15 protein-coding genes are annotated in these 14,244 nt (G+C 45.7%); 8 read left to right on the top strand and 7 right to left on the bottom strand.

Going from position 1 to position 14,244, the window contains the following annotated elements; genetic code table 11:
• The first annotated feature begins 36 nt into the window (after positions 1-36).
• The 5 genes from rlmN (at position 37) to GTQ38_RS18410 (ending at position 4,812) form a co-directional block, all read left to right on the top strand.
• Positions 37-1,080, top strand: coding sequence for a 23S rRNA (adenine(2503)-C(2))-methyltransferase RlmN (gene rlmN / locus GTQ38_RS18390; protein ID WP_161437028.1), 1,044 nt, complete (start codon positions 37-39; stop codon positions 1,078-1,080).
• 63 nt (positions 1,081-1,143) lie between these two features.
• On the top strand, positions 1,144-2,121 hold the full coding sequence (locus GTQ38_RS18395; protein WP_161437029.1) for a polyprenyl synthetase family protein: 978 nt from the start codon (positions 1,144-1,146) through the stop codon (positions 2,119-2,121).
• A gap of 101 nt (positions 2,122-2,222) precedes the next feature.
• Complete coding sequence (locus tag GTQ38_RS18400; protein ID WP_161437184.1) at positions 2,223-2,798, top strand: RNA polymerase sigma factor; 576 nt, start codon at positions 2,223-2,225, stop codon at positions 2,796-2,798.
• Between the two features lie 52 nt (positions 2,799-2,850).
• Positions 2,851-3,612, top strand: coding sequence for a hypothetical protein (locus GTQ38_RS18405; RefSeq protein WP_161437030.1), 762 nt, complete (start codon positions 2,851-2,853; stop codon positions 3,610-3,612).
• Between the two features lie 126 nt (positions 3,613-3,738).
• Positions 3,739-4,812 (top strand): porin family protein, encoded by a 1,074-nt coding sequence (locus GTQ38_RS18410; protein ID WP_161437031.1) that lies wholly within the window; start codon positions 3,739-3,741, stop codon positions 4,810-4,812.
• A gap of 65 nt (positions 4,813-4,877) precedes the next feature.
• On the opposite strand, the gene GTQ38_RS18415 is transcribed toward GTQ38_RS18410, so the two are convergent.
• Positions 4,878-5,153: a zinc-ribbon domain-containing protein gene (locus GTQ38_RS18415; RefSeq protein WP_317169088.1), complete on the bottom strand. Its 276-nt coding sequence runs from the start codon at positions 5,151-5,153 to the stop codon at positions 4,878-4,880.
• Positions 5,154-5,245: 92 nt separating this feature from the next.
• Here GTQ38_RS18415 and dnaG point away from each other — a divergent pair, with 92 nt between their 5' ends.
• Positions 5,246-7,225, top strand: a complete 1,980-nt coding sequence (gene dnaG, locus GTQ38_RS18420) for a DNA primase (protein ID WP_161437032.1) — start codon at positions 5,246-5,248, stop codon at positions 7,223-7,225.
• A gap of 65 nt (positions 7,226-7,290) precedes the next feature.
• Here the strand turns inward: dnaG and GTQ38_RS18425 are convergent, their stop codons facing one another.
• Both GTQ38_RS18425 and nadE read right to left on the bottom strand, forming a co-directional pair.
• On the bottom strand, positions 7,291-7,920 hold the full coding sequence (locus tag GTQ38_RS18425; RefSeq protein WP_161437033.1) for a response regulator: 630 nt from the start codon (positions 7,918-7,920) through the stop codon (positions 7,291-7,293).
• A gap of 166 nt (positions 7,921-8,086) precedes the next feature.
• Positions 8,087-8,875, bottom strand: a complete 789-nt coding sequence (gene nadE / locus GTQ38_RS18430) for an NAD(+) synthase (protein WP_161437034.1) — start codon at positions 8,873-8,875, stop codon at positions 8,087-8,089.
• Between the two features lie 130 nt (positions 8,876-9,005).
• On the opposite strand from nadE, the gene gldB reads away from it, so the two are divergent.
• The gene (gldB, locus tag GTQ38_RS18435; RefSeq protein WP_161437186.1) at positions 9,006-9,926 is read left to right on the top strand and encodes a gliding motility lipoprotein GldB; all 921 of its coding nucleotides are present in this window, start codon (positions 9,006-9,008) and stop codon (positions 9,924-9,926) included.
• A 3-nt stretch (positions 9,927-9,929) separates the two neighbouring features.
• Positions 9,930-10,265: a gliding motility protein GldC gene (gldC, locus tag GTQ38_RS18440; RefSeq protein ID WP_161437035.1), complete on the top strand. Its 336-nt coding sequence runs from the start codon at positions 9,930-9,932 to the stop codon at positions 10,263-10,265.
• A gap of 5 nt (positions 10,266-10,270) precedes the next feature.
• Here gldC and GTQ38_RS18445 read toward each other — a convergent pair whose 3' ends face one another.
• From GTQ38_RS18445 to GTQ38_RS18460, 4 genes are all read right to left on the bottom strand, one after another.
• Positions 10,271-10,870, bottom strand: a complete 600-nt coding sequence (locus tag GTQ38_RS18445; RefSeq protein WP_161437036.1) for a MarR family winged helix-turn-helix transcriptional regulator — start codon at positions 10,868-10,870, stop codon at positions 10,271-10,273.
• 67 nt (positions 10,871-10,937) lie between these two features.
• Entirely contained in the window at positions 10,938-11,678 is a 741-nt protein-coding gene (locus GTQ38_RS18450) for a hypothetical protein (RefSeq protein ID WP_161437037.1), read from the bottom strand.
• A 43-nt stretch (positions 11,679-11,721) separates the two neighbouring features.
• Positions 11,722-11,958: a thioredoxin family protein gene (locus GTQ38_RS18455; protein ID WP_161437038.1), complete on the bottom strand. Its 237-nt coding sequence runs from the start codon at positions 11,956-11,958 to the stop codon at positions 11,722-11,724.
• A 118-nt stretch (positions 11,959-12,076) separates the two neighbouring features.
• The gene (locus tag GTQ38_RS18460) at positions 12,077-14,242 is read right to left on the bottom strand and encodes a xanthine dehydrogenase family protein molybdopterin-binding subunit (protein ID WP_161437039.1); all 2,166 of its coding nucleotides are present in this window, start codon (positions 14,240-14,242) and stop codon (positions 12,077-12,079) included.
• Positions 14,243-14,244 lie beyond the last annotated feature (2 nt).

A 14,244-nucleotide genomic window follows, 5' to 3' on the forward strand; every position in this document is an offset into this window, starting at 1 on the left:
GATCTACTAAAGTGCGGCAGGATTTTTGTCTTTAATATGGAAAAAAAGAAAAAAGACATCAGAGCGCTGAGCAAGCAACAACTCCGTGATTTTTTTGAGGATCAGGGAGAGCAGGCCTTTCGAGGAAACCAGGTTTACGAATGGCTCTGGCGTAAGTCTGCGCATTCTTTTGATTCCATGACCAATATTTCCAAGGCTACCCGGCAAATGCTGGAAGCGAATTTTGTGATCAATCACATAGAGGTTGACCAAATGCAAAGAAGCCAGGACGGCACTATAAAGAACGCGGTACGTTTACACGATGGCCTGGTGGTAGAATCCGTACTGATCCCCACGGAGACCCGGACCACCGCCTGCGTTTCCAGCCAGGTGGGTTGTAGCCTGGATTGTAAGTTCTGTGCCACAGCCCGGTTGAAGCGGATGCGAAATTTGAATCCGGATGAGATCTACGATCAGGTGGTGGCTATTGACAGGGAAAGCAGACTGTATTTTGACCGCCCCCTAAGTAATATCGTTTTTATGGGGATGGGGGAGCCGCTTATGAACTACAATAATGTCCTGAAGGCCATAGACAAAATAACCTCAAAAGAAGGACTGGGAATGTCCCCCAAAAGGATAACCGTCTCTACCTCCGGAGTCCCGAAAATGATCCGAAAACTGGCAGATGATGAGGTGAAATTCAAACTGGCCGTTTCTCTGCACTCGGCCATAGACGAGATACGTACTTCCATAATGCCTTTCAATGCTACCTTCGACCTTAAATCCCTGAGGGAAGCGCTTATCTACTGGTATCAGAAAACCAAAAGCAGGATCACCTATGAATATGTGGTTTGGGAAGGCATAAATGATAGCCAGGCTGATATTGACGCCCTGCTGGAGTTTTGCAAATTCGCGCCTTCCAAAGTGAACCTGATCGAGTACAATCCCATAGAAGAGGACGGAGACTTCCGGCAGGCGGCAGACAAAGCCATAGATCAATATGTTAGTTCTCTGGAGGCTCACGGAATTATTGTTACGGTACGAAGATCCCGCGGTAAAGATATTGATGCCGCTTGCGGACAATTGGCCAATAAATCCTAAATTAACCTCTTTATTTTCCCTAATTTTACCGGACCAGATTAACGTTTCGAAAAACTAACCTGATTGAAAGTCGCTGCTCAAATAAGAGAGCCTATAGATAAGGAGATGGAACTTTTTGAAGAAAAGTTCTACGAGTCCATGTCTTCTAAAGTTGCCCTGCTGAATAGGATCACCTATTACATTGTCAACAGGAAAGGAAAACAAATGCGTCCGATGTTTGTTTTTCTTACCGCCAAACTACTCAATAAGGGCGAAGTGAATGAGCGCACCTATAGAGGGGCCTCGGTTATTGAGCTCATCCATACCGCCAGTCTGGTGCATGACGATGTTGTGGACGACAGCAACAAAAGACGGGGATTCTTTTCCATCAACGCCTTGTGGAAAAACAAAATAGCCGTTCTGGTAGGGGATTTTTTACTGGCCAGAGGCATGCTACTTTCAGTAGACAACGGGGATTTTGACCTTTTGCGAATTATCTCAGTGGCCATGCGGGAGATCAGCGAGGGGGAATTGTTACAGATAGAAAAAGCCCGGAGGTTGGATATTACCGAGGATGTCTACTACGACATCATAAGGCAGAAGACGGCCACGCTTATCGCTGCCTGCTGTAGTATTGGGGCATGTTCCGTTAAGCCGGATTCCCCGGAGGTGGAAAAATTTCGAAAATTTGGTGAACTCTGTGGGATGGCCTTCCAAATCAAAGACGATCTATTTGATTACGGAGAAGAAAAGATAGGCAAGCCTACGGGAATTGACATCAAGGAACAAAAAATGACCCTCCCGCTTATCTACGCGCTCAACCAGGCGGACAAAAAAGAGAAAAAATGGCTCATTAACTCGGTCAAAAACCACAATAAGGACAAAAAGAGGGTAAAAGAGGTGATCACTTTCGTTAAACAAAAGGGAGGTCTTACCTATGCCGAGAAGAAAATGCACGAATTCAAGGAGTCTGCACTATCCTTATTAGATACCTACCCCCCTTCGGCCTATAAGGATTCACTTAAATTGATGGTGAATTACGTCGTAGACCGCAAGAAATAGCGATTACCTTATCGGGCTTTAGAAAAAATCCGGGGTCCGGGCAACTATTTTCAGTATTAGCTCGTCTTTTTAGTAGAGACCAAATGAAAAAAATCAATCCGTTGAAGATCATTCCGTTTTACAAGAATGAGAAAGTGCTGATCAAAAGGGCAATTTCCGGAAACCGGGAGGCCCAAAAATGGTTATACGACTCTTTTGCACCCAAAATGTTAGGTGTTTGCCGTCAGTATATCAAGGATCTTCAATTTGCTGAGGATGTTATGATAGAAGGATTCGTAAAAGTCTTTAGGCACCTGGAAGGATTTAAGCACGAAGGCAGTTTTGAGGGATGGATAAGAAGGATCATGATACGGGAATGTATTTCTCATTTGCGCAAAAGGCAATTCGTGGTCTATGACGATGAGGTCTTTGAAAAGAACCATATGGAAACAACTCCGACAGGAGAGCCTTTGGATGAGAACCATATGCAATACCTGATTGACGGCTTACCTGAGGGTTATAAGATGGTCTTTGTCCTTTATTCAGTGGAAGGGTATAAACATGCGGAAATTGCGGAAATGCTCTCTATATCTGAAAATACATCCAAGTCCCAGCTTTTCAAGGCCAGGAGGATGCTGAGGGATAAATTAAGGGCACTGGAGATGAGGGAAGCGAGAAATATATCGAACAAAGCATAGCCACCTACTGAATGACAGAGCGGCGATAAAAGTATAGTCTAAAAATTGAAGCATGGAATTGAATGAGTTGGAAAAGTTAGCCAGGGAGAAGTTAGGGTCCAGGGAGATCAGGCCGTCTGATCGGGCGTGGACTGAAGTGGCCGGACGTATAGATCATCAGAAAAAATCGCCAAAGCGCTTTAAACCATGGTATGCCGCTGCGGCCGTCCTGATCGGGTTGATTATCGGTTCAATGGTGCTGCTAAATAAGCCGGAGATGGCGGTTGGAACCGAGGAGATCGTTAATACTCCTCTGAATGAGGAGGCGCCGGCTGAAGCCAAAGCACCTCAGGATATTCCGCCAAAGACAGCTGAAACCAATCCGGTTGTACTGGCCGAAACTGAAGAGCCTTCAGAAGAGAATCAGGTCTTAACCGGGGAATTGCATGAAGAGGATGAAATTTTGGATGATAATCAGCAAATAGCAACGGTAGTGGAAACCGAAACTCCGGTTGAATTAGGAACAGATATTTCCCTGCTGGACGAGGAGGACAGCGTAATCGCATCTAAGGTAGCCGAAGTGGTTTCCCAGGTGGCCCTCCTGGAACAGAACGACGGTACAGTCAGCGATGCCGAGGTGGATTCCCTTCTGCGAAAAGCGCAGGAAGAGCTATTAAAGGAAAGGATCTTTAGGAAAGACAATAGCGTGGATGCCGTAGCCCTCTTGAATGAAGTGGAGGCGGAACTGGATCAAACCTTCAGGGACCGGATATTTGAAAAATTAAAAACAGGTTTTATAAAGGTACGCACAGCTGTTGCTGACCGTAACAACTAATCCAACACATCGGGAAAAGCATATATAATTCTTCATTAGATCGTGAAGAACAGGAGAGTTTTATTCATCAATCAGCCAACATTCCGGAACAGTTTACCGGGATGGTGGAAAATCAAAAACACCAATATGAGAACATTAAGTAGGTTCATAGTACTGATTTTGCTTACACTTCTTGCGCAAAACGCAACGGCCCAGCAAGACTATGAAAGGGAAATTGCCAGGCTTAAAGAGCAAAAGGAGCGAGTGATGCTTCAGGAAAAAGAGGCTCTTAAAAAGGAAATAGAGGAGATAAACGAACGACTGGAGGCGGGTGAGATCAGTTTGGTCAGAGCAGACAGGCTTAAGGAGGAGGCTGCAAGGAAAAGGGCTCTGAATATCGAAGATCGTCTGGCCATACTGGATAACCGGATTGCCTTGTTGGAACGCAATAAGGGGGATGTGCTAAAGGACAACCGGGATCGTTTTGACATCGATGAGGAGGATAGGCGCGCCAGAATTACCATTAATGAGAGGAGTTGGGATCCTTTTGAGTCCCGTTACAGAAGGGCTAAATACGACCGCCGCACCTATTCGGACCTGGTGGTGGCCGTGGGTCTGAATAACGCTATTATAGAAGGGCAATCCCTGGACGATACTCCCTATAAAGTGGGCGGAAGCCGCTTTTTTGAACTGGGTTGGGCCTGGAGAACAAGGGTTTTTCGAAATACCAACTTTATGCGCATCAACTACGGTTTTAGCTTTCAGTTTAACGGACTTAAGCCCAAAGACAATATGTATTTTGTTTCTGAAGGTGGGCAGACCAGCCTTCAGGATTTTGAAATCGCCGAACTGCAAAAATCCAAATTGAGGATGGATAACCTGGTTTTCCCCCTCCACCTGGAATTTGGCCCTTCCAGATTTATTGAAAGCGAAGACAAGATCAGATACTCCCTGAGAAGACAGTTCAGACTGGGCCTGGGAGGATATGCCGGGTTCAACCTGGGAACCAGGCAAAAACTAAAATACCGTCTTGATGGTGACAGGATAAAAGACAAGGTGAAGGGGGCTTTTAATACCAACGACTTTATTTACGGGCTTAGTGCCTATGTTGGGGTTGAAGGGATCTTACTCTACGCTAAATACGACCTGAATACCATCTTTAAGGATGGGGCAGCACCGGAACAACGAAATATATCACTGGGCCTTCGGTTCGATCTGTAACCAATCACTTCTTCCAGAAAGCCACTCCTTCATATCGCGGGGTGGCTTTTTATATTGTGATTGGATCACTGGAAGTTCGCGAATTCCTGTTCCATTTCTGCTGTGAATTCTTCTTTATAGTATGTTCGTTTGCAATGCGAACAGGAGGCAAATCGACTGGTTTGGACGCGAAACAGTGGGATCCAGAACAGGTGGAAATAATTCGGGACCTCGGTTGCCTGTAAACTGCCCTTTTGTTCACAGAAGGGGCAGATACTTTGTGTAAGGATTCTTGTTCTTTGCTTTCCGGGCCTTGTGCCAAAGAAAAGTATCATAGAAATAAGGGTTTCAAAACCGATCATAAATTTAAGGATTTAGGAGGAATCCACTCCGGATCTTCACTTTTTAAAACGCATTGGTTTTCTTATTTTTACCTGCTACAGAAGCTTCAATTTTGATTTCAAAGAGCACTATAGACCAAGTATATGAAACTGCCCGCCTTGAGGAGGTGATCGGGGATTTTGTGCAGTTAAAGAAATCAGGAGCGAACTTCAAGGGGCTGAGTCCGTTTACGGACGAACGCACTCCCAGTTTTATGGTTTCCCCGGTAAAACAAATATGGAAGGATTTTAGTAGTGGTAAAGGAGGTAATGTAGTGGCCTTTCTTATGGAACACGAACACTTTACCTATCCGGAAGCTATCAAGTACCTGGCTAAAAAGTACAATATTGAGGTAGAGGAGACCCAGCGTACAGATGAGCAAAAGCAGGAAGCCAATGAGCGGGAAAGCATGTACCTGGTCTCTGAATTTGCCAGAGACCATTTTCAGCATAATCTGTGGGAATCGGAATTGGGGAAGGCGATCGGCCTGTCCTATTTTAAAGAACGGGGATTTGAGGAGGAGACGATCCGGTCTTTTGGTTTGGGTTACTGCCTCGATCACTGGGATGATTTTACCAAGGCTGCACTTGAAGCAGGCTACCAATTGAATTATCTGGAGAAAACCGGGCTAACCATCATTAAGGAAGGGGCCGCTGAAGGAGAGAGTAACCGAAAGTTCGATCGCTTTAAAGGCAGGGTTATGTTCCCCATACATTCTATGAGTGGCAGGGTACTTGGCTTTGGAGGTCGTATTTTGGGAAACAACAAAAAGGCTGCAAAATATCTGAATTCCCCGGAAAGTGAGATCTATCACAAGAGCAAGGTCCTATATGGGATCTATTTTGCGAAGAAGGCCATTGCCAAAGAAGACAATTGCTTTTTGGTGGAAGGGTATACGGATGTAATCCAGTTTTATCAACGCGGGATCCAAAATGTGGTGTCGTCCAGTGGTACAGCACTTACCCCGGAGCAGATCCGCCTGATAAACCGACTTACGAAGAACATAACCGTCCTTTTTGATGGGGACGCCGCAGGGCTTAGAGCCTCTTTGCGCGGAGTGGATCTCATTCTTGAGCAGGGAATGAATGTGAAGATATGTACCTTCCCTGAAGGAGAAGATCCGGATAGTTTCGCCAAAAATAACAGCCTGGAAGAACTACAGCATTATCTACAGGAGAACTCCAAGGATTTCATCCAATTCAAAGCCTCTCTGCTGGCGGAGGAATCTGCTAATGACCCTATAAAAAGAGCGGACACCATTCGGGATATCGTCAACAGTATCTCCAAAATACCGGATACTATAAAACGGGAAGTTTATATCCAGGAGTGTGCCCAAATCATGAATATCTCTGAACAGGTCTTATTCAATACGCTGGCTCAGATCGGGCAAAAAGCATTGTCTGATGCTGGAAAAAAGGCCAGAGAAGCTCAGAAGGCCTTTGAGGTGGTGAAATCGGAACCTGTTCAGGAAAAAATAGACCTGCAGTACGAACTGGAACGAAAGATCATAGAGGTCCTCCTGCTTTACGGCAATGAAGAGGAAGAGTTTGAGGATTTGCTACTCCGCGAGAACGAGGCAGGAGACCTGGTTCTGGAGCCAGAAAGTATGGCTGCTAAGGTCTACGAAAAGATCTTCCTGGACCTGCAGGAAGATGAGATCGAACTCACCCATGAAAAATTCAGAACGATCTATTATTTATTGATCTCCAGTTTAAGTGAGAACGAGGATTTTTCCATCAATACTTTTCTAACCGATCTGGACAGGGAACTGGTAGAGGAAGTATCTTCAATTTTAATGGAGGAGGAAAGATATACCTTGCACCAATGGGAGCGAAAGGATATTTACCCAAAGGAAAAACAAGCAGGGGTTTCGCAACTCGTAAGTGAAACCATACTTACGCTGCGATGTTACCTCATTAAGAAAAGGATACACTCACTTCAGCAAAATACGGAAGGTTCCTCTGAAGACCACCGGGAGACCCTGGAAGAGATCATGAATTACCTCCAACTGAATACACTTTTAAACAAAAAACTCAACCGGGTATTGTCTTAAGCTCAAGGCAAAAGAAAAGCCCCGGCTATCTGCCAGGGCTCTGTATTTCATGTGTTTAGAACTATTTAGTACAACTCCAGGGCTTTGGCCTGCTGTAACAGGTCTACCAGGTTGTCCACATTGAGTTTTTTCATCAAACGGGCTTTATACGTACTTACCGTTTTCTCGTTCAAATTCAGTCCCAGTGCCACGTCTTTGTTTCGCTTTCCGCTGGCTAACAATTTCAATACTTCAACCTCTCTTGTAGAGAGTTTTCTAAAGAATCTTCTCGGTTTCTGTGTTCCTTCATCAAAAGCAAGGCGTTGTGCCAACTCGTTGGTGATGAACATGTTTCCCTCGCTTACCTTTCGCACAGCACTGATGATATAATCCAGGTCTGCGGTTTTAGAAAGATATCCGAAAGCTCCAGCTCTTATTGTGCTCAGCGCATAAACGTCTTCAGATTGTCCGCTGTAGATCAATACCTTAATGTCGGGAAACTCTTGTTTGATCTTTCTTAAGGTTGCAATACCGTTGATTTCTGGAATATCCATCTCCAACATTACAACGTCCGGGGTAACTTTTTCCAATTTTTCGAATAGCTCTGAAGTAGTGGAAACATCCTCAATTACTTCAAAATCCGAAGCAGAATTGAGCACCTGCTTTATTCCCATTCTCACAATTGGATGGTTGTCTGCAATTAGTACTTTGATCATTGTGGTTTTTTTTCTAGACTTTTAACGCCTAACGCGTCCAAAAATACTGACATGCAATGTAGGGTTAAATTATCTAATTTCAGAAACAAAAATGTACTTTTTTTCTTAATTAACACGAATTTTTATGACTTTATTCGACTTAAATACCTGATTTTTAGTTAAGAGGTTATTTTAGCTCTTCAGGTATCTCGCAAACTGGAATAGGAATCATCTTATGTTGGTTTGCGGTATTATATTTTTTAAATATAACAAAAACTTCCTGTTCTCTCCCGCTAAAATCTTCTGCTGTTTTTCCCAAGTCATTCATACGCATTGCCCACTCCAGTTCCGGATATGAAGCCCCTATTTGATCTTCGTCTGTCCTGTGGTCTCCCCAAAGCCCATCAGTGGGTGGAGCCTGGATAATCGCATCACTAACACCGACGAATTTTCCAACTTCATAGACCTCAGTTTTCAAGAGGTCGGCTATCGGACTGAGGTCCACCCCTCCGTCCCCGTACTTGGTGTAAAACCCAATGCCAAAATCCTCAACCTTATTTCCCGTACCGGCTACAAGGTATTTCTTCAGTGCTGCAAAATAATACAATGTGGTCATCCGCAGACGTGCCCGGGTATTGGCAAGAGACATGAAGCGTTCTTCTTCATTCTCCACAGCGGGCAATGCTGCTACCAGATTGTCGAAAACAGGAGTAAGGTTAACAGGTATCCTGTCTACATTCTTATAGTTTTCCTGTAACCAGGCGATGTGATCCGCTGCCCTGGAGACCTGATTGGCACCCTGGTGAATGGGCATTTCAACACATAGCAGTTTCAAACCGGTTTTCGCACAGAGCGTGGAGGTTACGGCAGAATCAATACCTCCGGAAACCCCGATCACAAATCCTTCCATGCCGGCCCTGGTGGCATAATCCTTAAGCCAGGTTACTATGTAGTCTGTTACTTTTTCTGTATTCATATAGCCTCTCTATTAGATTGAAAACTACTAACTTTGCCCCCGTAAAAATAAGGTGTAGGAACGTAATAATAAAATAGTGGATAAATTACTTTACCGCTACCTGACGGGCTTTTTCGGGATAGTTTTTTTAATGGTTTTTGCCGCTTGCAGGGAAGAAGATAAAACCGTGTCCGAAATTGCGGGAATTGAGATCGATCTGGAAGTACTGCGCTTTGATCAGGAGTTTTCCAGGGCTGAACCTGAGGAATTTCCAAAACTGAAAGCGAGGTATCCCTATTTGTTCCCGGGACCCGACAGCGTCTGGCTAGCCAAGATGGAAGACACCCTTCACCTACAACTGTTTCAGGAATCGGAGAAGTTGTTTGAGGATTTTGAGCAAGAAAAAGATCTGCTTAGCCAATTCTTCAAACACAGTAAGTATTACTTTCCACAGTCTACTACGCCTAAGGTGATCACCCTGATCAATAATGTAGATTATGAAGCCAGAATTATTCTGGCGGATACGCTTTTGTTAATAGGGCTTGACAATTATCTCGGAAGTGAACACGGGTTTTACCGCGGTATCGACCGCTATATCGCTGCCGGTATGGACAAGCAATACCTTACCAGTGATCTGGCCTCAGCCTTTGCTAAATCCGTAGTGAGATATCCATCGGACCGCAGTTTCCTGGCACGTATGATTTACTACGGTAAAGAACTTTACCTAAAGGACAAATTACTGCCGGGTGCCACTGAGGCGCAGCGTATAGGCTATACTCCGGAACAATTGGAGTGGGCCAGGGAAAATGAAGAGCAGATCTGGCGCTATTTTATCGAGAAGGAGCTACTTTACAGTACAGATCTCAAACTGGGCCCCCGATTTCTGGATCCGGCCCCTTTTTCCAAGTTCCGCTTAGAACTGGATAACGAATCTCCGGGCAGGCTGGGGCGCTATATGGGATGGCAGATCGTACGGGCTTTCGCGGATAAGAATGAGCTGGAGCTTAAACAAATACTCGCTTTACCAGAGGAAGAAATTTTTAAGAGAGCAAACTATAAACCAAAAAAATAGATAATGTCGGTATTACATACTTCAGAGATCGTCTTAAGGGTAGGTCTTGATGAGAACAGGGTCCCCGAAGAATTGAGCTGGTCTGCTCAGGATGGTGGAGTGACCAATGAAGAGGCCAAAGCCATGTTGCTGTCTGTCTGGGATAGCAAGAATCAAGAGTCCCTGAAAATAGATCTTTGGACCAAGGATATGCCTGTGGACGAAATGAAGGTGTTTTTTCATCAAACGTTGGTTTCGCTCACTGATACCTTTATGAAGGCTACCCAGGATGAAAAAATGACGGCCACCATGAAGGATTTTTGTGATTATTTCGCAGAAAAGCTGGAATTGGGTAAATAGCGATCTTAACCCACTGGCTGATGTTCAGGGCAGTCGATCCTATGGTCTCCGGGGCTAAGTACTTTTTCCAGGAATCTACAATAGGTGCCGTTTTCAGATCTTTCGAAAAATTTACAGGATACACACATACGGTTGACCGAGATGACCCCGTCACTCGAAAGCCTCGATATGAGGTAATATAGCTCATGGAAAAAAGCCTCTTTCCTGCTTTGGGGCATATCCTTGAGCGGGGCTTCAATAACCGAGGCAAAGTCCGAAATTTTCGAGACCAATTCAAGGCCTGTTTCGCTAAGGTGAATGCTGTAACTTCTACTGTCACCCGGGTCACGCATCCTTGTAATCAATTCTTTCTTACCCAAGAGGCGTACCGTTTCACTAATGGTAGCCTTAGCCACATTAAACTCCCGGGCAAGGTAGTTTACTTTGGATTTTTCAGGGGGATGAAAACGTACGAACAGCAGCAACTGCAATTGCAGAGGAGTTAGGCCGTATTCCTTCCCTTTTTTCCAGAGCAAAACTTTGAAAGCCTCTGAGATGCGCTCCAGTGCGACCACGATTTTGCTTTCAATATGCCGGGACTGGTGATGTGGATCAAATGTTTCCATCGGCCTAAAATAACCCTAAACAATTAGCTTACCTAACTGTTTAGGGTAAAATTAAAAATGAATAAGACTAAAGTCCGCTGACGCGGTAGGGGAGGGACAGATCGCCGGAAGCGACACTGTACACGCTATAAACCCCTAGTAAAGGCAGATCAGCGTTTGAAGTGTTTACCTGCATATATGCGGTAACCGCATCAAAACTGAAATGCTTTCTATTGTTCATACGATACTGCGGGACGACCACTTTGATGGTATTTCCGCTGGTAATAACTGGAAAACCTGGAGAATCCATATACATGGGCATTCCCGGATTGGTAGTAGGCAGCGTTACCGAGGTATCGGCCTTTTTGAATTCTATCACTGACAGGCCGCCGTTTACTCGCTCATCCTTTCTGAGTACCACCCAGTGGGGATGCCAGATTACGCCATCATCGTCATAAACCTGGTTAGCGTTTTCGTCCCAAAGCGGGGTATCGTCAAAATCCGGATGTGAAGTGAGCGCGAGGGCAACAATACCCTCAACTTTAGAAAACCCCACGTCTTCCGAAGAAAGACTGGTAGGAAAAACATAGCCTAAAACAGGGGCTCCGTCCATTTGTCCCGCCTTGGCAGGTACACTGGCGCCGGCATTACCCTTTACTTCTATGGAGAAGATCAATAGTTCCAGTTCTGGCTGGTAATTGACTTCTGCACTTGTGATTTTTAGGTCCTCCGTTGTCTGAAAATCCGGTGATTCATTTGTTTTTTGCCCATAGCAACTGTTCAGACTCAGCAGAAGAACAAAGGCAAAATGGATTAAAGTTGTTTTCATGATAATTAAAATTAGTTAAACTAACTATATGGTGTAAAAAATTTTAAGACTTTAAGTCTTCCAGCGCAGCCCCGAAATTGATGTGCAAAACATTATCGTCTATTACGAGTGCTGGTACCGATTGTACCCCAAGGCCTTCAGCTACGGGTATCTGATCTGTTGACTGTCCCAGGTGAACGGTATGGACCCGGACCTTTCTGGGATCTACAAGATTTAGGATCTCTTCTTCTGCGTTGACACATACCGGGCATCCGGCATGATAGAATGTGGCATTTTTCATTGTATTGGATTTAAAATTAAACTTGGGACAAATATAGTTAGTTAAACGAACTAAACAAAATATTTAACGTTCCCTTAGGTTTTGGAGCTTCTATAGCTCTTGGGAATGGAGTGGATAATCAGGCCTGATCCAATGCCAGCGGCATACTTCTAAGGCGCTCGCCGGTAAGACGGAAAACCGCATTGGCAATAGCGGCCCCTATGGGTCCAAGGGGTGGTTCCCCAACCGCTCCGGGTTTATCCGCATTTTCAAGGATCACTACTTCTATTTCTTTGGGAGCGTGTTTCATCAGGGCCATGGCGTATGGACCGTAAATCACGGGGCGTAATTCCCCATTTTCAACCTGCATACGCTCGAACATAGAGGCGCTTAAGCCCATAATAATGGAACCTTCGCATTGAGCCCGGATCTGATCCGGGTTTACTGCCATGCCCGGATCTATGGCACAGGTGACTTTATGAACTTTGATCTCATTTCCTTCAATGGATACCTCGGCAACCTGGGCACAAGGGGTATTTGCATCCGTAGAGGCAGCGAAGCCCATTGCCTTTCCATTGACCACCTGATCTGTCCAACCCGCTTTTTCAGCTGCGGCCTTGATCACCTCTTTCAGCCGGTGGCCACGTTCATCATCCTGGATCTGCGCCAGCCTGAATTCTACCGGATCTTTGCCAGCCTTCAAGGCCAGTTCATCTATAAAGCTCTCTACAGCAAAGGTATTTGCCAGGAGTCCGAGGCTACGCCACCAACTGGTCGCGAATGGCAGCCTTACCCTCCAGCAAACGGCCCGATGATTCGGAATAGCTCCGTACTGGTTGAATCCTCCTCGTATAGCACCTACATCCGCGCCAAGGATGGGTTCGGCGATACCTGGAAGCAGTGGTGACCCAAAACCTACATCCCCACTGGAAAAATTGTGTTCCAGCGCTTGTATCAAACCGTCATCTCCAAGAACAGCTTTTAGTAGGTGATGGGTAGGAGGCCGGAACATGTCGTGCTGAAATTCTTCCTTTCTACTGAAGTAGTATTTTACCGGTTTTCCCACGGCTTTAGACATTAGAGCGGCCTGCACGGCATGAGGTGTATGAAGACGTCTTCCAAAACCTCCTCCCAGATAGGTAGGGATAATATTGACCTGTTCCGGATCCAGGTCCAGCCGGTCTGCCACTTCCTTTCTGGTTAGTCCGATCACCTGAGTGGAAATGTGAACGGTAACCTTATCACCGTCCACATAGGCCAGTGCCCCATTGGGCTCCAATTGGGCATGGGCACCTAACGGACTTGAGTATTCCGCGCTAATCAGCTGATCCGAACTCTCCAGTATGCGTTTGGCCTTTCCTTCCTTTTGGATGGTTTGGGGTTCCCCCTGACCCACCTGGATCATGGCTTCTATATCTTCGGTTTGCCAGTTCTTTTCGGTAATCCAGTTTACTTTGATGGCCTCTTTGGCCTTTTCGGCCTCCGGGTAAGATTGGGCTACCACCCCCACAAAGTCCTCCTCCCGGATCACTTTTACCACCCCAGGCATATTTTCTGCCGCTGAGGCATCCACTTCTCCGAGGCGCGCGCCAATACTACTTGGGCGGACTACGGTTCCGTATAGCATATCCGGCATGCCAGCATCCATACCGAAGATAGGCGCCCCAAATACTTTTTCCTTAAGATCAACACGGGGAACGGGTTTGCCTATGAATTGATAAGATTTTAATTCCTTTAACTGTGGGGTATCCGGAACTTCCCATTCGGTGACGCCATCGGCAATTTCCGCATAGGTCATAGAATTTCCCCCACTGCTAACACTGCCTTGTGAAGTGGACAGGCTCCCAACATCAACCCCCATTTTTTTTGCGGCTTCTATTTTGATCATTTCCCGCATAGTGGCTGCAAGTTCCCTTAAGGGTTGCCACAGACTGGAAATGGAAGTACTGCCACCCGTACTGAATCCGTCTATATTGCCGGAAGCTGTCTGAGCATGAACAACCCTGATCTGCTCCATATTGACATCCAACTCGTCCGCTGCAATTTGCGCCAATCCGGTAAAGGTTCCCTGACCCATTTCTACTTTTGGGCTGTGCAGCAGTACCAGGTTGTCTTTAGTTATTTCAAACCAGAGTATAGGATCGTCTGTCTCCCCTATATAGGAAAGGTCTGCCGAGTTTGCGAAACTCAAAATAGACCGGCGGATGGGGTGGCGGAAGAGGTATGCCCCTACCGCCAGGACACCGACGGTTCCAAGGGTACCCCGGATCAGAAACTTTCGTCTTGATACTTTCTTTTTGCCCATAG

Origin of the sequence: Poritiphilus flavus (assembly GCF_009901585.1) — a bacterium.
Lineage (GTDB): Bacteria > Bacteroidota > Bacteroidia > Flavobacteriales > Flavobacteriaceae > Poritiphilus > Poritiphilus flavus.

Bases quoted from the DNA above. Each gene is read 5' to 3' on its own strand.
- GTQ38_RS18445 (WP_161437036.1), bottom strand. From the start codon at position 10,870: ATGGAAACATTTGATCCACATCACCAGTCCCGGCATATTGAAAGCAAA.
- GTQ38_RS18405 (WP_161437030.1), top strand. From the start codon at position 2,851: ATGGAATTGAATGAGTTGGAAAAGTTAGCCAGGGAGAAGTTAGGGTCC.
- gldC (WP_161437035.1), top strand. From the start codon at position 9,930: ATGTCGGTATTACATACTTCAGAGATCGTCTTAAGGGTAGGTCTTGAT.
- GTQ38_RS18455 (WP_161437038.1), bottom strand. From the start codon at position 11,958: ATGAAAAATGCCACATTCTATCATGCCGGATGCCCGGTATGTGTCAAC.
- GTQ38_RS18410 (WP_161437031.1), top strand. From the start codon at position 3,739: ATGAGAACATTAAGTAGGTTCATAGTACTGATTTTGCTTACACTTCTT.
- rlmN (WP_161437028.1), top strand. From the start codon at position 37: ATGGAAAAAAAGAAAAAAGACATCAGAGCGCTGAGCAAGCAACAACTC.
- GTQ38_RS18415 (WP_317169088.1), bottom strand. From the start codon at position 5,153: ATGATCGGTTTTGAAACCCTTATTTCTATGATACTTTTCTTTGGCACA.
- GTQ38_RS18450 (WP_161437037.1), bottom strand. From the start codon at position 11,678: ATGAAAACAACTTTAATCCATTTTGCCTTTGTTCTTCTGCTGAGTCTG.
- GTQ38_RS18460 (WP_161437039.1), bottom strand. From the start codon at position 14,242: ATGGGCAAAAAGAAAGTATCAAGACGAAAGTTTCTGATCCGGGGTACC.
- GTQ38_RS18425 (WP_161437033.1), bottom strand. From the start codon at position 7,920: ATGATCAAAGTACTAATTGCAGACAACCATCCAATTGTGAGAATGGGA.
- gldB (WP_161437186.1), top strand. From the start codon at position 9,006: ATGGTTTTTGCCGCTTGCAGGGAAGAAGATAAAACCGTGTCCGAAATT.
- nadE (WP_161437034.1), bottom strand. From the start codon at position 8,875: ATGAATACAGAAAAAGTAACAGACTACATAGTAACCTGGCTTAAGGAT.